The 21858-nt window shown below is 51.8% G+C and carries 22 protein-coding genes and 1 other RNA gene; 7 read left to right on the plus strand and 16 right to left on the minus strand.

What is annotated here, in order from left to right; genetic code table 11:
- Positions 1–5: 5 nt before the first annotated feature.
- The 4 genes from prfB to xerD all read right to left on the minus strand — a co-directional run bounded on the left by prfB (position 6) and on the right by xerD (position 4565).
- Positions 6–1104, minus strand: a protein-coding gene (gene prfB / locus A31E_RS08730) for a peptide chain release factor 2 (RefSeq protein ID WP_098729101.1) whose coding sequence is annotated in 2 segments (ribosomal slippage) — positions 6–1028 and positions 1030–1104 — 1098 coding nt in all. Because the reading frame shifts where the segments join, the coding sequence is not laid out codon by codon here.
- Between the two features lie 90 nt (positions 1105–1194).
- Positions 1195–2928, minus strand: coding sequence for a single-stranded-DNA-specific exonuclease RecJ (recJ, locus tag A31E_RS08725; RefSeq protein ID WP_000813173.1), 1734 nt, complete (start codon positions 2926–2928; stop codon positions 1195–1197).
- 5 nt (positions 2929–2933) lie between these two features.
- Positions 2934–3644: a bifunctional protein-disulfide isomerase/oxidoreductase DsbC gene (gene dsbC / locus A31E_RS08720; protein ID WP_000715232.1), complete on the minus strand. Its 711-nt coding sequence runs from the start codon at positions 3642–3644 to the stop codon at positions 2934–2936.
- 24 nt (positions 3645–3668) lie between these two features.
- The gene (gene xerD, locus A31E_RS08715) at positions 3669–4565 is read right to left on the minus strand and encodes a site-specific tyrosine recombinase XerD (protein WP_000806649.1); all 897 of its coding nucleotides are present in this window, start codon (positions 4563–4565) and stop codon (positions 3669–3671) included.
- 110 nt (positions 4566–4675) lie between these two features.
- Here xerD and fldB point away from each other — a divergent pair, with 110 nt between their 5' ends.
- The gene (gene fldB, locus A31E_RS08710) at positions 4676–5197 is read left to right on the plus strand and encodes a flavodoxin FldB (protein WP_016249162.1); all 522 of its coding nucleotides are present in this window, start codon (positions 4676–4678) and stop codon (positions 5195–5197) included.
- A 33-nt stretch (positions 5198–5230) separates the two neighbouring features.
- On the opposite strand, the gene A31E_RS08705 is transcribed toward fldB, so the two are convergent.
- Positions 5231–5635, minus strand: a complete 405-nt coding sequence (locus A31E_RS08705) for a protein YgfX (protein ID WP_016249163.1) — start codon at positions 5633–5635, stop codon at positions 5231–5233.
- On the minus strand, positions 5616–5882 hold the full coding sequence (sdhE, locus tag A31E_RS08700; protein WP_000354045.1) for an FAD assembly factor SdhE: 267 nt from the start codon (positions 5880–5882) through the stop codon (positions 5616–5618). Before sdhE ends, A31E_RS08705 begins: the two co-directional genes overlap by 20 nt.
- A gap of 252 nt (positions 5883–6134) precedes the next feature.
- Here sdhE and ygfZ point away from each other — a divergent pair, with 252 nt between their 5' ends.
- Positions 6135–7115 (plus strand): tRNA-modifying protein YgfZ, encoded by a 981-nt coding sequence (gene ygfZ, locus A31E_RS08690; RefSeq protein WP_000886070.1) that lies wholly within the window; start codon positions 6135–6137, stop codon positions 7113–7115.
- A gap of 146 nt (positions 7116–7261) precedes the next feature.
- On the opposite strand, the gene trhA is transcribed toward ygfZ, so the two are convergent.
- Positions 7262–7921, minus strand: a complete 660-nt coding sequence (gene trhA, locus A31E_RS08685) for a PAQR family membrane homeostasis protein TrhA (protein ID WP_001517030.1) — start codon at positions 7919–7921, stop codon at positions 7262–7264.
- Positions 7922–8083: 162 nt separating this feature from the next.
- Positions 8084–8395 carry a N(4)-acetylcytidine aminohydrolase gene (gene yqfB / locus A31E_RS08680; protein ID WP_001182960.1) on the minus strand — a complete coding sequence of 104 codons (312 nt, stop codon included), beginning with the start codon at positions 8393–8395 and terminating at the stop codon, positions 8084–8086.
- A 44-nt stretch (positions 8396–8439) separates the two neighbouring features.
- Here yqfB and bglA point away from each other — a divergent pair, with 44 nt between their 5' ends.
- Positions 8440–9873: a 6-phospho-beta-glucosidase BglA gene (gene bglA, locus A31E_RS08675; RefSeq protein ID WP_001517031.1), complete on the plus strand. Its 1434-nt coding sequence runs from the start codon at positions 8440–8442 to the stop codon at positions 9871–9873.
- Positions 9874–10036: 163 nt separating this feature from the next.
- On the opposite strand, the gene gcvP is transcribed toward bglA, so the two are convergent.
- From gcvP to gcvT, 3 genes are all read right to left on the minus strand, one after another.
- Positions 10037–12910: an aminomethyl-transferring glycine dehydrogenase gene (gene gcvP, locus A31E_RS08670; RefSeq protein ID WP_016249164.1), complete on the minus strand. Its 2874-nt coding sequence runs from the start codon at positions 12908–12910 to the stop codon at positions 10037–10039.
- 118 nt (positions 12911–13028) lie between these two features.
- Positions 13029–13418 carry a glycine cleavage system protein GcvH gene (gcvH, locus tag A31E_RS08665; protein WP_000073211.1) on the minus strand — a complete coding sequence of 130 codons (390 nt, stop codon included), beginning with the start codon at positions 13416–13418 and terminating at the stop codon, positions 13029–13031.
- Between the two features lie 23 nt (positions 13419–13441).
- On the minus strand, positions 13442–14536 hold the full coding sequence (gene gcvT / locus A31E_RS08660) for a glycine cleavage system aminomethyltransferase GcvT (protein WP_016249165.1): 1095 nt from the start codon (positions 14534–14536) through the stop codon (positions 13442–13444).
- 290 nt (positions 14537–14826) lie between these two features.
- Here gcvT and A31E_RS25810 point away from each other — a divergent pair, with 290 nt between their 5' ends.
- Positions 14827–14910, plus strand: a complete 84-nt coding sequence (locus tag A31E_RS25810) for a hypothetical protein (RefSeq protein ID WP_122983120.1) — start codon at positions 14827–14829, stop codon at positions 14908–14910.
- A 73-nt stretch (positions 14911–14983) separates the two neighbouring features.
- Here the strand turns inward: A31E_RS25810 and ubiI are convergent, their stop codons facing one another.
- From ubiI to ygfB, 4 genes are read right to left on the minus strand one after another with little or no spacing between them, the layout of a single operon-like run.
- Positions 14984–16186 (minus strand): FAD-dependent 2-octaprenylphenol hydroxylase, encoded by a 1203-nt coding sequence (gene ubiI, locus A31E_RS08655; protein ID WP_016249166.1) that lies wholly within the window; start codon positions 16184–16186, stop codon positions 14984–14986.
- Positions 16187–16208: 22 nt separating this feature from the next.
- Positions 16209–17387 carry a 2-octaprenyl-6-methoxyphenyl hydroxylase gene (gene ubiH, locus A31E_RS08650; RefSeq protein ID WP_016249167.1) on the minus strand — a complete coding sequence of 393 codons (1179 nt, stop codon included), beginning with the start codon at positions 17385–17387 and terminating at the stop codon, positions 16209–16211.
- Positions 17384–18709: a Xaa-Pro aminopeptidase gene (pepP, locus tag A31E_RS08645; RefSeq protein ID WP_001290085.1), complete on the minus strand. Its 1326-nt coding sequence runs from the start codon at positions 18707–18709 to the stop codon at positions 17384–17386. Before pepP ends, ubiH begins: the two co-directional genes overlap by 4 nt.
- Positions 18710–18734: 25 nt before the next feature.
- Entirely contained in the window at positions 18735–19313 is a 579-nt protein-coding gene (ygfB, locus tag A31E_RS08640; RefSeq protein ID WP_001517036.1) for a UPF0149 family protein YgfB, read from the minus strand.
- A gap of 167 nt (positions 19314–19480) precedes the next feature.
- On the opposite strand from ygfB, the gene zapA reads away from it, so the two are divergent.
- From zapA to A31E_RS08630, 3 genes are all read left to right on the plus strand, one after another.
- The gene (gene zapA / locus A31E_RS08635) at positions 19481–19810 is read left to right on the plus strand and encodes a cell division protein ZapA (RefSeq protein ID WP_001276008.1); all 330 of its coding nucleotides are present in this window, start codon (positions 19481–19483) and stop codon (positions 19808–19810) included.
- A gap of 41 nt (positions 19811–19851) precedes the next feature.
- A non-coding RNA gene (ssrS, locus tag A31E_RS24490) (6S RNA) lies at positions 19852–20035 on the plus strand.
- A 20-nt stretch (positions 20036–20055) separates the two neighbouring features.
- Positions 20056–20658: a 5-formyltetrahydrofolate cyclo-ligase gene (locus A31E_RS08630; RefSeq protein ID WP_024193605.1), complete on the plus strand. Its 603-nt coding sequence runs from the start codon at positions 20056–20058 to the stop codon at positions 20656–20658.
- Positions 20659–20682: 24 nt separating this feature from the next.
- Here A31E_RS08630 and fucO read toward each other — a convergent pair whose 3' ends face one another.
- Positions 20683–21834 (minus strand): lactaldehyde reductase, encoded by a 1152-nt coding sequence (fucO, locus tag A31E_RS08625; RefSeq protein ID WP_000184888.1) that lies wholly within the window; start codon positions 21832–21834, stop codon positions 20683–20685.
- Between the last annotated feature and the right edge of the window lie 24 nt (positions 21835–21858).

Below are 21858 nucleotides of genomic sequence, written 5' to 3' on the forward strand. Positions count from 1 at the left end.
GTTCCTTATAACCCAGCTTTCAAACTTGCTTCGATAAATTGATCCAGGCTGCCATCCAGCACTGCCTGCGTATTGCGGGTTTCCACCCCGGTGCGCAGATCTTTAATGCGGGAGTCATCAAGGACATAAGAACGAATCTGGCTGCCCCAGCCGATGTCAGATTTATTGTCTTCCATCGCCTGTTTCTCAGCGTTCTTCTTCTGCATCTCCAGCTCATAAAGCTTCGCTTTCATCTGCTTCATGGCCTGGTCTTTGTTCTTGTGCTGGGAACGGTCGTTCTGGCACTGAGTCACAATCCCTGTCGGGATGTGGGTAATACGCACCGCAGATTCGGTACGGTTAACGTGCTGACCGCCCGCACCGGATGCGCGATAAACATCAATGCGCAGATCCGCTGGGTTGATTTCGATATCGATATCGTCATCTACTTCTGGATAAACAAATGCGGAACTAAAGGACGTGTGGCGACGGCCACCGGAGTCAAACGGGCTCTTACGCACCAGACGGTGAACGCCGGTTTCTGTGCGCAGCCAACCGTAAGCGTAATCACCGGAGATCTTGATAGTCACGGATTTAATACCCGCCACTTCACCTTCCGACTCTTCGATAATTTCAGTTTTAAAACCACGTGATTCTGCCCAGCGCAGATACATACGCTCAAGCATGCTCGCCCAATCCTGCGCTTCTGTACCGCCGGAGCCCGCCTGGATATCGAGGTAGCAATCGGCGCTGTCATATTCGCCGGAGAACATGCGGCGGAACTCAAGCTGCGCCAGTTTTTCTTCCAGGGCGTCGAGTTCAGCAACGGCTTCGTTAAAGGTTTCTTCGTCGTCGGCTTCTACTGCCAGTTCCAGCAGACCGGAAACATCTTCCAGCCCTTGTTTCATTTGGTCGAGAGTATCGACAACAGCCTCGAGGGAGGAACGCTCTTTACCCAGCGCCTGCGCACGCTCAGGCTCGTTCCAGACATCCGGCTGTTCCAGCTCGGCGTTTACTTCTTCCAGACGCTCTTTCTTGGCGTCGTAGTCAAAGATACCCCCTAAGAACGTCGGAGCGTTCCGTGAGGTCCTGAATGCGATTCTTTACCGGATTAATTTCAAACATGGTCTGATTTCTTTTATTGAGCTAGTCAAAATGCGGTGATAAGAGCGGGATTGTACCCAATCCACACTCTTTTTTATAGAGAAGATGACGCTAAATTGGCCAGATATTGTCGATGATAATCTGTAGATTGCGGTTGCCGCGAAACTCGTTGATATCCAGTTTGTAAGCCAGTTGCACTTCGCGCACGCCGTTATCTGGCCAAAGAGCCGTATCAACGTTAAACGCAATACCATCCAGTAGCGGGCCGCCGCCGACCGGTTCAACCATAACCTTCAGATGGCGCTCCCCCACCAGGCGCTGTTGCAGCAGGCGGAAATGGCCGTCAAACAGCGGTTCCGGGAACATCTGCCCCCACGGACCGGCATCACGCAGCAGTTGCGCGACTTCCATTGTCATCTCCGCTGCACTTAACGGGCCGTCTGACACAACTTCGCCTTGCAATAAAGAAGGATCAAGCCACTCGGTAACCAGCTCGCCAAAGCGTTGCTGAAAGAGTTCAAATTTATCCTCTTCCAGCGACAATCCTGCCGCCATCGCATGACCGCCAAACTTGAGCATCATGCCAGGGTAGAGCGTGTCTAACCGCTCCAGCGCATCGCGCATATGCAGTCCCTGAATGGAGCGACCGGAACCTTTCAGCGTACCATCACCTGCAGGCGCAAAGGCGATAACCGGACGATGAAAACGCTCTTTGATGCGCGAAGCCAGAATACCAACGACGCCCTGATGCCATTCAGGGTGATACATTGCCAGCCCGCCGGGCAGTGTATCGCGACTACGCTCCAGTTGCTCACACAGGGTCAATGCTTCGACCTGCATTCCCTGTTCGATCTCTTTACGTGTCTGGTTTAACGCATCAAGCTCATTGGCCAGAACGCGCGCTTCACCGATGTTGTCGCAAAGCAGCAACGCCACGCCAACGGACATATCATCCAGTCGCCCGGCAGCATTGAGACGCGGCCCCAGCGCAAAACCTAAATCGCTGGCAGCGAGTTTTTGCGGATCGCGATTTGCCACTTCCAGCAGAGCTTTAATCCCCGGTCGGCACTTCCCGGCACGAATACGGCTCATCCCTTGCCAGGTCAGGATGCGGTTATTGGCGTCCAGTGGCACAACATCCGCCACAGTCCCCAGAGCGACCAGATCCAGCAATTCCGCCAAATTGGGGATTGCGATGCCACGCTCATCAAACCATCCCTGATCACGCAAAAAGGTGCGTAACGCCAGCATCAGATAAAAGGCCACACCAACGCCTGCCAGTGATTTTGACGGGAACTCGCAGTCACGCAAATTGGGATTAATAATGGCTTCCGCCGCGGGTAACGTTTCGCCGGGTAAATGGTGATCGGTAACAATAACCGGAATGCCCAGCGAGCGAGCGTGTTCAACACCTGCGTGGGAAGAAATACCGTTATCAACCGTTACAATCAACTGCGCACCACGCGCATAAGCTTGATCGACCACTTCCGGACTTAAACCATAACCGTCTTCAAAACGGTTTGGCACCAGATAGTCGATGTTGTCACAGCCGAGAGAACGCATCGCCAGCACGCTAAGGGCTGTGCTGGTGGCTCCGTCGGCGTCGAAATCCCCGACCACAATAATCCGCGTTCCTTCACGAAAAGCGTTGTAAAGGATCTCAACAGCCTTTTCGACACCGCTCAGTTGCTGCCAGGGCAACATACCTTTAACACTGCGCTCCAGTTCCTGCGCGCTGCGCACGCCCCGACTGGCGTATAAACGGCGCAGCAAGGGGGGCAGGTCAGCGGGCAAGTCTGCCGTTTCGTCGACTTCACGACGACGAAGTTGTATCTGTTGTTTCACGCGAATTATTTACCGCTGGTCATTTTTTGATGTTCGTCGAGGAATGCTTTCATCTCTTTCGGCGGCTGGTAGCCCGGCACCAGAGTACCGTTATTCAGCACAACCGCCGGAGTACCACTAACACCAAGCTGTACGCCAAGTGCGTAATGGTCGGCAATATCGATATCGCAACTTGCCGGAGTAACGGCTTTGCCTGCCATTACGTCATCAAAGGCTTTGTTTTTATCTTTTGCACACCAAATGGCTTTCATTTGTTGCTCCGCCTGGCTTTCCAGCCCCTGACGCGGGAACGCGAGATAACGCACGGTGATCCCCAGCGCGTTGTAGTCAGCCATCTGCTCATGCAGTTTGTGGCAGTAACCGCAGGTAATGTCGGTAAACACGGTGATGACGTGCTTTTCTTGCGGCGCTTTGTAGATAATCATCTCTTTTTCCAGCGCATTCAGTTGCTTTAACAGCATCTGGTTGGTGACGTTGACCGGTGCCACGCCGCTAACATCATACATTGGCCCCTGAATGATGTGTTTACCGTCATCGGTGATATACAGCACGCCGCTGTTAGTTAGCACTGTTTTCATACCAGCAACGGGCGCGGGCTGAATATCGCTGCTTTTGATGCCCATTTTAGCTAACGTTTGTTGTATTGCCGCGTCATCCGCCTGAACAAAGCCAGAAAACGTCGCCAACAAAGTAAACAACATAAAACCTTTCTTCATAAATCATCCTGTTCTTTTCAGCTATCACGCCCGCGGGTGATGCTGTTGATGAAGTTGCCGCAGACGCTCAGTGGCGACATGCGTATAAATTTGAGTCGTGGAGAGATCACTGTGGCCCAGCAACATCTGCACCACACGTAAATCCGCACCATGATTTAACAAATGGGTGGCAAAGGCGTGACGCAGCACGTGCGGCGATAACTTTTCGCTGTCGATCCCCGCCAGCACAGCATAGTGTTTAATGCGATGCCAGAAAGTCTGCCGCGTCATTTGCTGCGCGCGCTGGCTGGGAAACAGTACGTCAATCGACACACCGTTTAACAACCACGGTCGCCCATGTTCCAGATAGGTTTCCAGCCAGTAGACCGCCTCTTCACCTAACGGCACCAGTCGCTCTTTGTTGCCTTTACCTATTACCCGCACCACCCCCTGACGCAAGCTGATATCACTCATCGTCAGACCGACAAGTTCAGAAACGCGCAACCCGGTAGCATACAACACTTCGAGCATCGCTTTGTCACGCAGTTCCAGTGGCTGATCCACCAGCGGTGCCTGCAATAACCTTTCGACCTGCGCTTCACTTAAATCTTTCGGTAAGCGCTGGGGTAATTTCGGTGAAGCAAGATGCGCACTGGGATCGTCTTCACGAAACTTTTCGCGGTAAAGATACTGGAACAATCGGCGCACCGCACTCAATAAACGGGCTGAACTGGTGGCTTTATACCCGCCCTCCAGCCGTTCTGCCAATAATGCCTGTAAGTCACCACTTTGCGCCGTTGCCAGCGTTAGCCCACGATGATGCAACCACTCCACCATCATTGACAGATCGCGGCGATATGCGTTCAACGTATTTTCTGCCAGATTTTTTTCCAGCCACAGGGCATCAAGAAATTGCTCGATGCGTGCCAAATCTTGTTTCACTTGCGCCCCTTACATTTCTCGTTTGATGCATTATGCCTTATTGTGCCGTGACTAAAACGATTCTGATACACTAGCCGCAAAAGCCACAGCAGAATCGAGAAGCTTACGTTATGAATATGGGTCTTTTTTACGGTTCCAGCACCTGTTACACCGAAATGGCGGCGGAAAAAATCCGCGATATTATCGGTCCAGAACTGGTGACCTTACATAACCTCAAGGACGACTCCCCTAAATTAATGGAGCAATACGATGTGCTCATTCTGGGAATTCCGACCTGGGATTTTGGTGAAATCCAGGAGGATTGGGAGGCCGTCTGGGATCAGCTCGACGACCTGAACCTCGAAGGTAAAATTGTTGCGCTGTATGGGCTGGGCGATCAACTCGGGTATGGCGAGTGGTTCCTCGATGCGCTCGGAATGCTGCATGACAAACTCTCAACCAAAGGCGTGAAGTTCGTCGGTTACTGGCCAACGGAAGGATATGAATTCACCAGCCCGAAACCCGTTATTGCTGGCGGACAACTGTTTGTCGGCCTGGCGCTGGATGAAACCAACCAGTATGACCTCAGCGATGAGCGTATTCAGAGCTGGTGCGAGCAAATTCTTAATGAAATGGCGGAACACTACGCCTGATTTCCCTGACGGCTTAGCGTATTTGCTTCGCCGTCATCGTATCTCTTGCTGTAACACAATTCGCCGTAAATCACGCCATTCGGCTTCGTCCATGCTGTCTGCTGCCAGCCACAAATGCTGACGTTTTCCGCTATCAGAACGTAAACGTAACATCATGCCGCTTTTAATCATCCACGGCGTTTTGACGATGCTCCATTCCTGTCCTTGCCAACGTAAACGCCCATCCATCAGCAGGCGAATCTCTCCCTGACGGGAATTAATGCGTCGCTGGCTGCGAACGCAATCAAACACCACCAGCGAAAGCAACACCAGCCATAGCGGGGTGTAACTAAGTGGCCATGGCATGAGTAAAATAACTGCGGCAACCAGCCCATGAATCAGCAGGGAAAGCCACTGCGCGCGCCAGGAGACGCGTAATTCAGATTGCCACAGGACCACGATCCCGGTTCCGTGTCTGAATGAGTCTGACCATCATTTCCAGTTCTGCATCGGCAGGTTTACCATGATTCATCAGCCAGTTGAACAGGTCCGGATCGTCGCATTCCAGCAGACGAATAAAGATGCGTTTTTCGTCATCGCTTAAGCTGTCGTACTCATGTTCGAAAAACGGCATGATTGAAATATCGAGTTCACGCATACCGCGGCGGCATGCCCAATGAATGCGGGCTTTGTTGTTAATATCCATTTTCTTCCTGTCTCACGAAAATCCAGTACCAGGATATTGTAACGTGTTTTTCGACTTCTTTTGCGGGAATATCGGTAAACACAATCGCGATCGCGAAATTAATCCACAACAATTCAATGGCTTCATTTTTTTGGAAGTCATCTCGCAAAGCGAATCAGAAGGCACGGATCGCGTAGTGAAAGCACTTGCAATGCCCCATAGCTCTTTTACCATTAGTCATTAATTACGCCGTTTGTAAAACAGGACTCCATTATGGCTTTTACACCTTTTCCTCCCCGTCAGCCCACGGCTTCTGCCCGTTTACCGCTGACGTTGATGACGCTTGATGATTGGGCGCTTGCCACCATTACCGGCGCAGATAGCGAAAAATATATGCAGGGCCAGGTAACGGCAGATGTCAGCCAGATGACCGAAGACCAGCATCTGCTTGCCGCGCACTGCGATGCCAAAGGTAAGATGTGGAGCAATTTACGTCTGTTCCGCGACGGCGACGGTTTTGCCTGGATTGAACGTCGCAGCGTGCGCGACAACCAGCTTACCGAACTGAAAAAATATGCGGTCTTCTCTAAAGTGACTATCGTCCCGGACGATGAACGTGTACTGCTCGGTGTTGCCGGGTTCCAGGCGCGCGCCGCGTTAGCGAATCTTTTCAGTGAGCTGCCGACTCAGGAAAAACAGGTAGTCAGAGAAGGCGCGACAACCCTACTTTGGTTTGAACATCCGGCAGAGCGTTTTCTGATCGTCACCGATGAAGCCACCGCCAATATGCTGACCGATAAACTTCGCGGTGAAGCGGAGTTGAACAATAGCCAACAGTGGCTGGCGTTGAATATTGAAGCGGGTTTCCCGGTGATTGACGCGGCCAACAGTGGGCAGTTTATCCCACAAGCGACGAATATTCAGGCGCTGGGTGGGATCAGCTTTAAGAAGGGTTGCTACACCGGACAAGAGATGGTGGCACGAGCTAAATTCCGCGGTGCCAACAAACGTGCACTCTGGTTGCTGGCGGGTAGTGCCAGTCGTGTGCCGGAAGTGGGTGAAGACTTAGAACTGAAAATGGGCGAGAACTGGCGTCGTACCGGAACCGTACTGGCGGCGGTAAAACTGGACGATGGTCATGTCGTGGTTCAGGTAGTCATGAATAACGATATGGAGCCGGACAGCATCTTCCGCGTTCGTGACGATGCGAATACGCTGCATATCGAGCCGCTACCTTATTCGCTGGAAGAGTAAATCTCTGTATCGCTCCTGGCATCTATTGCCTGATGCGGCGCTGACACGTCTTATCAGGCATGGGAGTGGGTATCTGTTTTCACAATGGGCACGCTACCCGTAAGCCGGATAAGGCGTTTTCGCCGTATCCGGCGGTTGTGCGCCAATTACGCCTGCCCAATATACAAATAGATCGCCAGGAAATGGCACACGCTGCCGCCGAGCACAAATCCGTGCCAGATGGCATGGTTGTATGGGATGCGTTTGCAGACGTAGAAAATTACGCCAAGCGAGTAAACCACGCCGCCTACCGCCAGTAAGGTAACGCTGCCCGCCGCGAGCTTCACTGCCATTTCATAAATAACCACCAGCGACAACCAGCCCATAGCCAGATAGGTCACCAGCGATAATATTTTAAATCGGTGCGCGATGGTCAGCTTGAACAGAATCCCCAGCAGCGCCATGCTCCAGATAACAATCATCAGCCCGCGCGCCAGCGGTGAATCCAGCCCCACCAGCAAAAAAGGTGTGTAAGTTCCGGCAATCAACAGATAAATGGCGCAGTGGTCAAATTTCTTCAGCCACATTTTTGCCCGTTGATGGGGAATAGCGTGATACAGCGTCGAGGCCAGAAACAGCAGGATCATACTACCGCCATAGAGGCTATAACTGGTTATCGCCGTGGCGCTGGCGTTGAGATCAACAGCCTGAACCAGTAGTAACACCAGCCCGACAATGCCAAACACCAGTCCGATACCATGACTGACACTATTGGCAATTTCCTCTGCCAGCGAATATCCCTGTTTAGAGAGGGGCTTCTGAACCATAACTTACTCCGGAGAACGTCCACGCGCGTGATTGCAACTCCAGCGTAACTGAGAATAGTTCCAGTGAACACCTGTTAGCTAAAATAAATTTTGATTTGAGAGTAATCTCCGAAAAATCATGAAATTAAATATAAAGTTTCAGCTAACAGGCGTTAGCTCAACTTAAAGGCATTTAAATTCAATTACATAAAACTGCGTCTGACCGGGATAGATGTCAGCAATGACCTTTTTCAGTTCAGCCAGAGTCATATTTTCCTGTTGCGCATGTTTTTCTGTGAGAGTATCCAGCGTCACTGTTGAAGTTGCAGTGACTTCAATAGTGCAAAAATAGCCATCATCTTCAAAGCGCCCGACGCGAAGTACATCGCCCGTTTTAAAGTGCGATTCAGATTCGTCACGGATGGTGATGGTTTTACGCCCAGCCAGAATGTCATCCTGGAAACGTTGAAAAAAAGTGATGTCGTTTGGCTGCATGGTAATATTTCCTGTAAGAATTGACTCATTTGGAGCCTATGATAGTGAAAAAACTCACCTTACCGAAAGATTTCTTATGGGGCGGCGCAGTTGCCGCCCATCAGGTCGAAGGCGGCTGGAACAAAGGCGGCAAAGGGCCAAGCATTTGTGACGTTCTGACCGGCGGCGCACACGGCGTACCGCGCGAAATCACCAAAGAAGTCTTGCCAGGCAAATACTATCCGAACCATGAAGCGGTAGATTTTTATGGTCACTATAAGGAAGACATCAAGCTGTTTGCCGAAATGGGCTTCAAATGTTTTCGTACTTCCATCGCCTGGACGCGCATTTTCCCGAAAGGCGATGAAGCCCAGCCTAATGAAGAAGGGCTGAAGTTTTACGACGCCCTGTTCGATGAACTGCTGAAATACAACATTGAACCGGTGATCACCCTTTCTCACTTTGAAATGCCGCTACATCTGGTGCAGCAATACGGCAGTTGGACCAACCGTAAGGTGGTTGATTTCTTTGTACGTTTTGCTGAAGTGGTGTTTGAACGCTATAAGCACAAAGTCAAATACTGGATGACCTTCAACGAGATTAACAACCAGCGTAACTGGCGCGCACCGCTGTTTGGCTATTGCTGCTCTGGCGTGGTTTATACCGAACATGAAAATCCAGAAGAGACGATGTACCAGGTGCTGCATCATCAGTTTGTTGCCAGCGCCCTGGCGGTGAAAGCGGCACGTCGCATCAACCCGGAGATGAAAGTCGGTTGTATGCTGGCAATGGTGCCACTTTATCCTTACTCCTGTAACCCGGACGATGTGATGTTCGCCCAGGAATCGATGCGCGAACGTTATGTCTTTACCGATGTGCAACTGCGCGGCTATTACCCGTCCTATGTGTTGAACGAGTGGGAGCGTCGCGGATTTAACATCAAAATGGAAGATGGCGATCTGAATGTACTGCGCGAAGGCACCTGCGATTATCTCGGCTTCAGCTATTACATGACCAACGCGGTAAAAGCCGAAGGCGGCACCGGTGATGCGATTTCTGGTTTCGAAGGCAGCGTGCCGAACCCATATGTGAAAGCCTCTGACTGGGGCTGGCAGATTGATCCGGTGGGTCTGCGTTACGCGCTCTGCGAACTGTATGAGCGTTATCAGAAGCCTCTATTTATCGTCGAAAACGGTTTTGGCGCTTACGATAAAGTAGAAGAGGACGGCAGCATCAACGATGACTACCGCATTGATTACCTGCGCGCCCACATTGAAGAGATGAAAAAAGCGGTGACTTACGATGGCGTCGATCTGATGGGCTACACGCCGTGGGGCTGCATCGACTGCGTATCATTCACCACCGGGCAGTACAGCAAACGCTACGGTTTTATCTATGTGAATAAGCATGACGACGGTACTGGTGATATGTCGCGTTCACGTAAGAAGAGCTTTAACTGGTACAAAGAGGTGATCGCCAGCAACGGCGAGAAACTTTAATTAGCCGATGTGCCTGATGCGCCCCGCTCATCAGGCCTGGAGCTTCTGTCATATATTGAACTCCAGGATTTTGTATTTACGCTTCATCCGACACACAAAGCGCACCTTATTAACAAACTAAAAAGGCGCCGAAGCGCCTTTAGAAGATAGTCAAATCAGTTAATTACTGGTATTCGCTAATCGGTACGCAGGAACAGAACAGGTTACGGTCGCCGTAAACATCGTCCAGACGTTTCACCGTCGGCCAGTATTTGTCTGCCACGCCTGCCGGGAACACCGCTATTTCACGGCTGTACGGATGCCCCCACTCAGCAACCAGTTCGTTCTGAATGTGCGGCGCGTTTACCAACGGGTTATCTTCCAGCGGCCAGACTCCAGCTTTCACCAGGTCAATTTCCGCACGGATAGCCAGCATCGCGTCAATAAAGCGATCCAGTTCCACTTTGCTTTCGGATTCAGTCGGTTCCACCATCAGCGTCCCCGCAACCGGGAATGACATTGTCGGCGCGTGGAAACCGTAGTCGATCAGACGTTTGGCTATATCCAGCTCGCTGATGCCGGTTTCTTCTTTCAGCGGACGAATATCGAGAATACATTCGTGCGCCACGCGACCATCGCGACCGGTATACAGCACCGGGAAGGCATCCTGCAGGCGGCTGGCAATATAGTTGGCGTTAAGAATTGCTACCTGGCTTGCTTTTTTAAGCCCTTCTGCGCCCATCATGCGAATGTACATCCAACTGATTGGCAGAATGGATGCACTACCGAACGGTGCCGCAGAAACCGCGCCCTGACGGGTTAACATGCCTTCGATTTGTACCACGCTATGACCCGGCACAAACGGTGCCAGATGCGATTTCACGCCGATCGGCCCCATACCCGGGCCGCCACCGCCGTGCGGAATACAGAAAGTTTTATGCAGGTTGAGGTGCGAAACGTCCGCACCAATAAAGCCCGGTGAAGTGATGCCGACCTGGGCGTTCATGTTTGCGCCATCAAGGTAAACCTGACCGCCAAACTGATGCACGATTTCACACACTTCACGGATTGTTTCTTCGTACACACCGTGGGTGGATGGATAAGTCACCATGATGCAGGAGAGATTATCGCCAGCCTGTTCCGCTTTCGCGCGCAGGTCAGTCAAATCGATATTGCCGTTTTTATCACATGCCACGACCACCACCTGCATTCCCGCCATATGCGCAGAAGCTGGGTTAGTCCCGTGGGCAGATGCCGGGATCAGGCAGATATCACGATGCCCTTCGTTGCGGCTTTCATGGTAATGACGAATCGCCAGCAGGCCCGCGTATTCACCCTGAGCACCGGAGTTCGGCTGCATACAGACGGTGTCATAACCAGTCAGTTTGACCAGCCAGTCAGCCAGTTGCGCAATCATCTGTTGATAACCTTCGGCCTGCTCCGGTGGGCAGAATGGGTGCAGTTCAGCAAACTCCGGCCAGGTGATCGGGATCATCTCGGCGGCGGCGTTCAGTTTCATGGTGCAGGAACCCAGCGGGATCATCGCCTGATTCAGCGCCAGATCTTTACGCTCCAGCGAATGCATATAGCGCATCATTTCGGTTTCGCTGTGGTAGCGATTAAATACCGGGTGCGTCAGGATTTCATCGTCGCGCAACATTGCAGGCTGGATAGAGCGGCTGTCGTGAGCCACGTCTTTGTCCAGCGTGTCGATATCCAGCCCGTGATTATCGCCCAGCAGCACGCTGAAAAGCTGCATCACGTTTTCACGCGTCGTGGTTTCATCAAGGGTGATCCCCACGGCGTTCAGAATGTCGCTACGCAGGTTGATTTCAGCCGCTTCGGCACGCGCCAGCACGCCTGCTTTGTCGGCTACGTCTACACACAACGTGTCGAAATAGTACGCATGGCGCAGCTTCAGACCTTTTTGTTGCAGGCCAGCAGCCAGAATATCGGTCAGACGATGAATGCGGTTAGCGATGCGTTTCAGGCCAACCGGACCGTGATAAACGGCATACAGGCTGGCGATGTTTGCCAGCAGTACCTGGGAAGTACAAATGTTGGAGTTCGCTTTCTCGCGGCGAATATGTTGTTCGCGAGTCTGCATCGCCATTCGCAGCGCGGTATTGCCTGCGGCATCTTTCGATACACCAATAATACGGCCCGGCATAGAACGTTTATATTCATCTTTCGCCGCAAAGAAGGCCGCGTGCGGGCCACCGTAGCCCATCGGCACACCGAAGCGTTGCGCCGAACCAAAGACAATATCCGCGCCCTGTTTGCCCGGTGCAGTAAGCAGCACCAGAGCCATAATGTCAGCGGCAACACTGACCACAATTTTGCGTGATTTCAGTTCGCTGATAAGCGTTGTGTAATCGTGGATTTCACCGGTAGTGCCAACCTGCTGTAACAGCACGCCGAACACTTCCTGATGATCGAGCACTTTTTGCGCGTCATCGACAATCACTTCAAAACCAAAGGTTTCTGCACGGGTGCGAACCACATCCAGCGTTTGCGGATGAACGTCAGAAGCAACGAAGAAGCGATTGGCATTTTTCAGTTTGCTGACGCGTTTAGCCATCGCCATTGCTTCAGCGGCTGCGGTAGCTTCGTCCAGCAGAGACGCCGAAGCCATATCCAGCCCGGTCAGATCCAACGTTACCTGCTGGAAGTTGAGCAGGGCTTCGAGGCGGCCCTGGGAGACTTCAGGCTGATACGGGGTATACGCGGTATACCAGCCCGGATTTTCCAGCATGTTGCGCAGAATAACCGGCGGCAACTGCACGGCGGTGTAACCCATGCCGATGTAAGACGTGAAGCGTTTATTGCGACTGGCAATAGCCTTGAGTTCCGCCAGCGCGGCGTATTCGGTCGCCGGTGCGCCAACCTGCGGCGGGGTCGCAAGCTGAATATCTTTCGGCACAATCTGGCCGATCAGCGCGTTTAACGATTGTGCGCCAACGGCATTCAGCATTTCTTGCTGTTGCGCGGCGTCCGGTCCGATATGGCGTTCAATAAAAGCGCCGCTGTTTTCAAGCTGGCTTAACGTCTGTGTCATGAGCGATGGTTCCTGAAACGTGCAGTGAATTGTGAACCTCCCTTCTTGCGAAGAGAGTAAGGGTGAGGCGTAAATTTTCCTCACCCTGCCCCTCTCCCAAAGAAGAGGGATAAAGCCGTTACTCGTCTTCTAACAATGCTTCGTATGCGGTGGCGTCCAGCAGTGATTCCAGTTCGCTTTCATCGCTGGCTTTGATTTTAAAGATCCAGCCGCCAGTGTATGGCTCGCTGTTTACCAGTTCCGGGGAGTCGCTCAGTGCGTCGTTCACCGCTACGATTTCACCACTTACTGGCGCATAAATGTCTGACGCCGCTTTTACTGATTCGGCAACCGCGCAGTCATCGCCCGCGCTTACCGTTGCGCCCACTTCCGGCAGGTCAACAAACACCATATCGCCTAACAGTTCCTGAGCATGCTCGGTGATGCCAACGGTGTAAGTGCCGTCAGCTTCTTTACGCAGCCATTCGTGTTCTTTGCTGTATTTCAGTTCTGCTGGTACGTTGCTCATCAATCAATCTCCAAAAAAGTAAATCACGCGACGGCTTTGCCGTTACGCACAAAAACAGGTTTAGTCACTTTTACCGGCATTTCACGGTTGCGAATTTGCACAATCGCCGTTTCGCCAATGCCTTCCGGCACACGCGCCAGCGCAATGCTGTAACCCAGCGTTGGGGAGAAAGTCCCGCTGGTAATAATGCCTTCATGCTGATTACCCTGCGCGTCGGTAAAACGCACCGGCAGTTCATTACGCAGCACACCTTTTTCGGTCATCACCAGACCAACCAGTTTCTCTGTGCCATGTTCACGCTGCACTTCCAGTGCTTCACGACCGATGAAGTCACGGTCAGTCGGTTCCCAGGCGATGGTCCAGCCCATGTTGGCTGCCAGCGGCGAGATGGTTTCGTCCATCTCCTGACCATAAAGATTCATGCCCGCTTCCAGACGCAGCGTATCACGCGCACCCAGACCGCATGGCTTAACGCCCGCTTCCACCAGCGCACGCCAGAAATCTGCTGCTTTTTCATTTGGCAGCGCAATTTCATAGCCCGCTTCGCCGGTATAACCGGTGGTGGCAATAAACAGATCGCCCGCCTGCACGCCAAAGAACGGCTTCATGCCTTCCACCGCCTGACGCTGGGCGTCATTAAACAGTGTGGCAGCTTTTACCTGAGCATTCGGCCCTTGTACGGCAATCATGGAAAGGTCATCACGAACGGTAATTTCAATGCCGAAGGGTTCAGCGTGTTGGGTTACCCAGGAGAGGTCTTTTTCGCGGGTGGCGGAGTTAACAACGAGGCGGAAGAAATCTTCAGTGAAGTAGTAAACGATCAGGTCATCTATCACTCCGCCAGAGGCATTCAACATCCCGGAGTAGAGCGCTTTGCCACTTTTGGTGAGCTTCGCCACATCGTTCGCCAGCAGATAACGCAGAAACTCCCGGGTGCGGCTGCCGCGGAGATCGACGATGGTCATATGCGACACATCAAACATTCCGGCATCGGTTCGTACCGCATGATGTTCGTCGATTTGCGAACCGTAATGCAGCGGCATCATCCAGCCATGGAAATCCACCATGCGTGCGCCGCAAAGCGTGTGTTGTTCGTACAAAGGAGTCTGTTGTGCCATCTTGTCCTCATTGAATAAGCGGGGCTGACAACTTTTTCACAGTGAAATTATCACCACGAAACCCAGCATCGGAGCCACTCCCGGTCCCCAACGCAATCGTTCTCTTTTCTCTGAACTTACCACCGAAATAGACGGTTAACCATAAGGTAAAATTGATCATCACATTAGCTTATGGTTAAAAAACGCAAAAATCTCAACAGAATAAAAAACCAAAAATTGATTTTATTTTTATATAAATACAATGCATTAAGAAATTGAATTTGGATAAAGCAATATTAAGAACTGAAAATATGTCAAAAATCACTAAATCAAAAAATCGTAACATTAGAAAATATAATGCGAAATTGAAGGTGAAATTAGTTTATTTCAAATGAGGAAAATCTCCCGACAGAAAAACCGGGAGATTAAAGTGTGATGGGTATCAAATAAACAACAGAGGAGAAATTTTTAACGCAACCATTCAGGCAAATCATTTAACCCCATTGCCTGACGAATAAGCTGCGGCTTAACGCCAGGCAGCGTGTCGGCCAGTTTCAAACCAATATCGCGCAGCAGTTTTTTCGCCGGATTAGCTCCGGAAAAGAGATCGCGGAATCCCTGCATACTTGCCAGCATCAGCGCCGCACTGTGCTTGCGGCTGCGTTCATAGCGACGCAAGTAAATGTACTGCCCGATGTCTTTGCCCTGACGGTGCAGACGTTTCAGTTCGGCAATCAGCTCTGCGGCATCCATAAAGCCGAGATTCACCCCCTGCCCCGCCAGCGGGTGAATGGTATGCGCGGCGTCGCCCACCAACGCCAGGCGGTGAGCGGCAAACTGGCGGGCATAACGCCCCGTCAACGGGAACACCTGACGCTCGCTCTCAACCTTGCATAAGCCCAGGCGATTATCAAAAGCGATATTTAATGCGCGATTAAATTCATCTTCGCTCGCCTGCTGCATCCGCTGCGCCTCCTGAGGAGGTAATGACCAGACAATCGAGCAAAGATGCGGATCGCTCAGCGGCAAAAAAGCCAGAATGCCTTCACCGTGGAAAACCTGGCGCGCCACCGCTTCATGTGGTTCTTCAGTACGAATGGTCGCTACCAGCGCGTGATGCTGATAATCCCAGAAAGTCAGCGGGATATCGGCTTTGTTGCGCAACCAGGAATTTGCCCCGTCCGCACCAATCACCAGACGCGCCGTTAACATGCTGCCGTCTTTCAGCGTCAGGAAGGTTTCGTTTTCCCCCCAGGCGACCTGCTGTAATTCTGCAGGGGCAAACAGGGTGATATCTGACGACTGTTGCGCTTTGTTCCACAGCGCGTAGTGAATCACTGCGTTTTCAACAATATGCCCAAGATGGCTATAGCCCATGCTTTGATCGTCAAAAGAGATGTGACCAAAACTGTCTTTATCCCACACTTCCATACCGTGATAGCAACTGGCTCTACGGGAGAGAATGTCCTGCCAGATGCCAAGACGGGTGAGTAATTTTTCGCTGGCGGCATTGATAGCCGAAACGCGCAGTTGTGGTGGTGCATCCGCCGCCAGAGGTTCCGGTACACGCTGTTCCAGTACGGCGACGCGTAAGCCGCTCCCCTGTAAGCCGCAGGCAACCGCCAGCCCCACCATGCCGCCGCCAACAATGGCTACATCAACACTTTGCATTGTTTATTCCTTAAAACCGCCTTCAACGCGCCACCCAACCGAGGGTGCGCTGCGTCAGCACATCGCGTGCCGGAGTGAATAATTCCATCGCCATCAGCCCGAGGTTGCGCCCGACAACCAGCGGCACCCAACGGTTGGCAAAAAGATGCACCAGACTGTCCGTAACGCCGATAGTCGCTTCGCGATCGCTCTGCCGACGCTGCTGGTAGCGGCACAATACGCCGTAATCACCAATGTCTTCACCACGTTCTTGCGCCTGAGTCAGGGTTTCTGCAAGGCTCATAACATCACGCATACCGAGGTTAAATCCTTGTCCGGCAATCGGATGCAGGGTTTGCGCTGCATTACCCACCAGCACGGTGCGATGGGTAATGGGTTTAGCGGCGCGGGTTAACGCCAGCGGATAAGCACTGCGTTTACCGGCGTGGGTAATTTGCCCCAGACGCCAGCCAAAAGCGGACTGGAGTTCACGGCAAAACGTCTCGTCGCTCCACGCCATGACCTCATCGCCCCGTTCCAGCGGGTGACACCAGACCAGCGAACAACGTCCGCCAGACATCGGCAACATCGCCAGCGGGCCATATTGCGTAAAGCGCTCAAAAGCACGGCCTTCATGCGCAACAGAGGTAGCAACATTAGCAATCACTGCCAGTTGTTCGTAAGGCTCTTGCTGCCAGTCAACGCCGCAGGTGGTCGCTAATGCTGAATGCGTACCATCAGCCGCAACCAGCACACGCCCCGTCAGCGTCTCGCCACTCTCCAGCGTTACGGCAACGTTATCCTGAGTACGAGAAACGTTAGCAACGCGATCCGGACAGTGCAGCGTCACGCCAGGCGCTTTGCGCAACAATGTAAACAGCCGTTGCCCGACATTGTGCAACTCAACAACCTGCCCCAGTGCCGCCAGTTGATAATCTTCTGCGGCGAGGGTGACGAATCCAGCATAACCGCAATCGCTGACATGAACAGTGGTGATGGCGGTTGCGCAATCAGCCAGAGATTGCCAGACGCCGATGCGCGCCAGTTGCTGGCAGGTGCCCGCCGCCAGCGCAATAGCTCGGCCATCAAAGCCAGGATGAACATGTGATTCCGGTGCAGTCGCTTCAATCAGATGTACCGGCAGCGCCCCGTGACTTAACCGGGAAATAGCCAGCGCCAGCGTCGCGCCAGCCATGCCGCCACCGACGATGATTACGCTCATTGCTTTCTCGCAGCCGCCATCAATGCTTCGATTTCTTCCGGCTTTTTCACCACGCTGGCGGTGAGGTTTTCGTTACCGGTTTCAGTAATCACAATATCGTCTTCAATACGAATGCCGATACCGCGATATTGTTCCGGCACATCTGCATCCGGCGCGATATACAGCCCCGGCTCTACGGTCAAAGCCATACCCGGTTCAAGAATGCGCGAGCGATCCTGACCATAAACACCCACATCATGAACATCCAGACCTAACCAGTGGCTAAGGCCATGCATAAAGAAAGGACGATGGGCATTTTGGGCGATCAGTTCATCGACGTCACCTTTCAGGATCCCCAGTTTTACCAGGCCACTAATCATGATACGCACCACTTCACCCGTGACTTCCTGAATGGAGGTTCCCGGACGATACAGGCGCAAACTGGTTTCAAGAGACTCCAGCACAATGTCGTAGATTTCACGCTGTGCCTGAGTGAATTTGCCATTGACCGGGAAGGTGCGGGTAATATCGCCAGCGTAACCTTTATATTCACACCCCGCGTCAATCAACACCAGGTCGCCGTCGCGCAGTTCACACTCGTTTTCGGTGTAATGCAAAATGCAGCCATTTTCACCGCTGCCGACAATGGTGTTGTAGGAAGGATAACGTGCGCCGTGGCGGTTAAATTCGTGGTGAATTTCGCCTTCCAGATGGTACTCAAACATTCCTGGACGGCATTTTTCCATCGCCCGAGTGTGCGCCAGTGCGGTGATTTCACCAGCGCGGCGAAGTACGGCAATCTCTTCTGGCGATTTGAACAGGCGCATTTCATGAACAACAGGGCGCCAGTCGATCATCGTTGCCGGAGCGGTGAGATTTTGCCGCGAGCCTTTACGCAGTTTTTCCAGTGCACTGTTCACTATTTCATCAGCATACGCATATTCGCCCTGGGCATGGTAAACCACATCCAGACCGTTAAGTAGTTGATAAAGTTGCTGATTGATTTCGCTGAACGCCAGTGCGCGGTCAACGCCTAGTTTTTCCGGTGCGGCATCTTGCCCCAGGCGACGGCCAAACCAGATCTCTGCCGTCAGGTCGCGAACGCGGTTAAACAGAACGCTGTGGTTATGAGTGTCATCGCTTTTAATCAGCACCAGCACTGCTTCTGGCTCATTAAAGCCAGTGAAGTACCAGAAGTCGCTGTTTTGACGATAGGGATATTCGCTGTCGGCGCTACGGGTCACTTCTGGCGCTGCGAAAATCAGCGCGGCGCTGGCAGGTTGCATTTGCGCCAGTAAAGCCTGGCGGCGGCGCTGAAATTCTTGCTGAGATATCTCACTCATAACACTCTCCTTACGTTTTTTGTTTTTAGTGTAGAGTCGGCTTTTGTACTTCTGGCGCGGTCGGTTGCGGATGGGTAAAGGTGTCGTGACATAACAGCGCAGCAACACGAACGTATTCAATGATCTCTTCGAGGGACATTTCCAGCTCTTCCTGATCTTCGTCTTCGTCGTAGCCCAGTTGTGCAATGTTACGCAAATCGTCAATAGCTTCACCGGTTTCACCGGTCACTTTGTCGAGCTTCGGTTGTGTGACGCCAAGACCAAGCAGGAAGTGATTTACCCAGCCTGCCAGTGCATCAGCGCGATCGAAAACGCTGACATCATCGCCATCAGGCAGATAAAGCTGAAAAAGGAAGCCGTCATCTTGCAGGGCATCGCTGGTAGCAGAGTGCATTTTACGCAATGCCTGTGCCAGCTCATGACCGAAAGCCATGCCTTCGTTCGTCAGGTCATGAAGCAGCGGCAGCCATGAGCTGTCATCATTGCCACCGCAAAGCATCCCGCTGATTAAACCATGCATTTCAGCAGGGGTCAGACCTGTCCCTTGTTGGTTCAGATACTGGTTCATCTCGTTGTAACCAGGCATTTCGTTCTGTATAGACATAAGCATTCGACATCAAAGGGAGGAAGATTCATGATATGCTATCACTTTGGACCCTGGTGAACCAGAAAAGGGCTTGTCTCATTGCACCAGGGTAGCTATAGTTTCGCCCCTTCGCAGACCAAAGGTCTGAAGGCGAAGGCAGCGCAGTCAATCAGCAGGAAGGTGGCATGTCTGCACAACCCGTCGATATCCAAATTTTTGGCCGTTCACTGCGTGTGAACTGCCCGCCTGACCAAAGGGATGCGTTGAATCAGGCTGCGGACGATCTGAACCAACGGTTGCAAGATCTGAAAGAACGCACTAGAGTCACAAATACAGAACAGTTGGTTTTCATTGCTGCATTGAACATCAGCTATGAGTTAGCGCAAGAAAAAGCGAAGACTCGTGACTACGCGGCAAGTATGGAACAGCGTATTCGGATGCTGCAACAGACCATAGAACAAGCGTTACTTGAACAAGGTCGCATCACCGAAAAAACGAACCAAAACTTTGAATGACACTTTTCGGTTTACTATGGTAGAGTAAACGTGAAGACAAAATTTCTCTGAGATGTTCGCAAGCGGGCCAGTCCCCTGAGCCGATATTTCATACCACAAGAATGTGGCGCTCCGTGGTTGGTGAGCATGCTCGGTTCGTCCGAGAAGCCTTAAAACTGCGACGACACATTCACCTTGAACCAAGGGTTCAAGGGTTACAGCCTGCGGCGGCATCTCGGAGATTCCCTTCTTATCTGGCACCAGCCATGACACAACTACCAGAACTTCCACTTACATTATCCCGACAAGAAATCCGTAAAATGATTCGGCATCGACGTCGTGCCTTAACGCCGGAGCAACAACGCGAAATGGGTCAGCAGGCCGCAACCCGGATGATGAACTACCCCCCTGTTGTAATGGCGCATACGGTTGCCGTTTTTCTCTCATTTGATGGCGAACTCGACACCCAACCGCTCATAGAACAGCTCTGGCATGCCGGTAAGCGCGTATATCTTCCAGTTTTGCATCCCTTTAGTGTCGGTAACTTACTGTTCCTGAATTACCATCCGCAAAGTGAACTGGTGGTGAACAGATTAAAAATCCACGAGCCGAAACTGGACGTGCGCGATGTACTTCCCCTTTCCCAATTAGATGTCCTCATAACGCCGCTGGTAGCCTTTGATAAGTACGGTCAACGCCTGGGAATGGGTGGCGGTTTTTATGATCGGACATTGCAAAACTGGCAGCACTATAAAATGCAGCCAGTTGGTTATGCACATGATTGTCAGTTAGTAGAAAAACTTCCTGTCGAAGAGTGGGATATTCCGCTACCTGCGGTGGTTACACCGTCAAAAGTCTGGGAGTGGTGAGGACGACACACTCCCATAGAGTAATTAATACATTTGACGATAAAGCTGCTGGATATCCGTCAAGGTTACAGGCCGAGGATTGCCCCCTGTACAAATGTCAGCCATAGCGGCAGTCGCTAAAGCCATCACATCCTCTTCTTTCATCCCAATTTCGCGTAAGCGTGATGGAATACCGATATCCTGATTAAGTCTTCGAACCGCGTTCACTGCCTCTCTACGCGCTTCGGATAATGGCATGGTATACGCTTGCGGTATATCAAACGCTGCCGCTATATTGCGATATTTCTCCTCGGTAAATTCCGCATTCCACTCCATGATAGACGGTAGCAAAACAGCATTCGCCACGCCATGAGGCGTACCGTAAAATGCACTCAACGGGTGCGCCATGCCGTGCACCAACCCCAACCCAACATTTGAAAAGCCCATCCCGGCAATGTATTGTCCCAGCGCCATATCTTCGCTCGCCTGTGTATCTCCTGCCACGGAAGCTCTTAGCGCATCGGCAATGAGTCCAATCGCTTGTATATGGAACATATCTGTCAACGTCCATGCGCCGAGAGTGGTGTAACCTTCAATCGCATGTGTGAGTGCATCAATCCCGGTTGCCGCTTTTAATGATGGCGGCATAGAAGACATCATGTCTGCATCAATAATTGAAGCCACTGGTACAGAATGTGGATCGTAACAAACAAATTTGCGCCTATTCTCCACATCTGTGATGACATAGTTAATGGTCACTTCTGCCGCAGTCCCCGCTGTAGTTGGAACAGCAATAGTCGGTATCGCAGGGTTCTCTGTGGCTGCGCCCCCTTCCAGAGAACGAACATCGGCAAAACCAGGATTAGCAATAATTATTCCAATTGCTTTAGCCGTATCGATTGAAGAACCGCCCCCTACCGCAATCAAATAATCTGCATTACTGCACTTAAACGCCCTGACGCCAGCTTGTACATTTTCTATTGTTGGATTCGCTTCAACGCCATCGAATACTGTGTAAGTGAGATCGTTGTGCTTTAATAAGTTAGTTATTTTTTCGTTTACACCGCACCGGACAATCTCTGAGTCCGTTACAATAAATGCTTTTGTTAATTTTCGTTTTTTTACTTCATCAAGGATGCGTTTTATCGCCCCATTACCAAAATAGGCAATGGGATTAAGTACGATTCTGTTTGTCACAATGATTTCCTTATTCAACGGATG

Source organism: Escherichia sp. KTE159 (assembly GCF_000408805.1).
GTDB classification, from domain to species: domain Bacteria; phylum Pseudomonadota; class Gammaproteobacteria; order Enterobacterales; family Enterobacteriaceae; genus Escherichia; species Escherichia marmotae.

Excerpts from the sequence above, each read along its gene's own strand:
- pepP (WP_001290085.1), bottom strand. The coding sequence starts at position 18,709 with ATGAGTGAGATATCTCAGCAAGAATTTCAGCGCCGCCGCCAGGCTTTA.
- gcvP (WP_016249164.1), bottom strand. The coding sequence starts at position 12,910 with ATGACACAGACGTTAAGCCAGCTTGAAAACAGCGGCGCTTTTATTGAA.
- gcvH (WP_000073211.1), bottom strand. The coding sequence starts at position 13,418 with ATGAGCAACGTACCAGCAGAACTGAAATACAGCAAAGAACACGAATGG.
- yqfB (WP_001182960.1), bottom strand. The coding sequence starts at position 8,395 with ATGCAGCCAAACGACATCACTTTTTTTCAACGTTTCCAGGATGACATT.
- trhA (WP_001517030.1), bottom strand. The coding sequence starts at position 7,921 with ATGGTTCAGAAGCCCCTCTCTAAACAGGGATATTCGCTGGCAGAGGAA.
- sdhE (WP_000354045.1), bottom strand. The coding sequence starts at position 5,882 with ATGGATATTAACAACAAAGCCCGCATTCATTGGGCATGCCGCCGCGGT.
- ubiI (WP_016249166.1), bottom strand. The coding sequence starts at position 16,186 with ATGCAAAGTGTTGATGTAGCCATTGTTGGCGGCGGCATGGTGGGGCTG.
- ygfZ (WP_000886070.1), top strand. The coding sequence starts at position 6,135 with ATGGCTTTTACACCTTTTCCTCCCCGTCAGCCCACGGCTTCTGCCCGT.
- ygfB (WP_001517036.1), bottom strand. The coding sequence starts at position 19,313 with ATGTCTATACAGAACGAAATGCCTGGTTACAACGAGATGAACCAGTAT.
- dsbC (WP_000715232.1), bottom strand. The coding sequence starts at position 3,644 with ATGAAGAAAGGTTTTATGTTGTTTACTTTGTTGGCGACGTTTTCTGGC.
- A31E_RS08630 (WP_024193605.1), top strand. The coding sequence starts at position 20,056 with ATGACACAACTACCAGAACTTCCACTTACATTATCCCGACAAGAAATC.
- fldB (WP_016249162.1), top strand. The coding sequence starts at position 4,676 with ATGAATATGGGTCTTTTTTACGGTTCCAGCACCTGTTACACCGAAATG.
- A31E_RS25810 (WP_122983120.1), top strand. The coding sequence starts at position 14,827 with ATGTCAAAAATCACTAAATCAAAAAATCGTAACATTAGAAAATATAAT.
- gcvT (WP_016249165.1), bottom strand. The coding sequence starts at position 14,536 with ATGGCACAACAGACTCCTTTGTACGAACAACACACGCTTTGCGGCGCA.
- zapA (WP_001276008.1), top strand. The coding sequence starts at position 19,481 with ATGTCTGCACAACCCGTCGATATCCAAATTTTTGGCCGTTCACTGCGT.
- ubiH (WP_016249167.1), bottom strand. The coding sequence starts at position 17,387 with ATGAGCGTAATCATCGTCGGTGGCGGCATGGCTGGCGCGACGCTGGCG.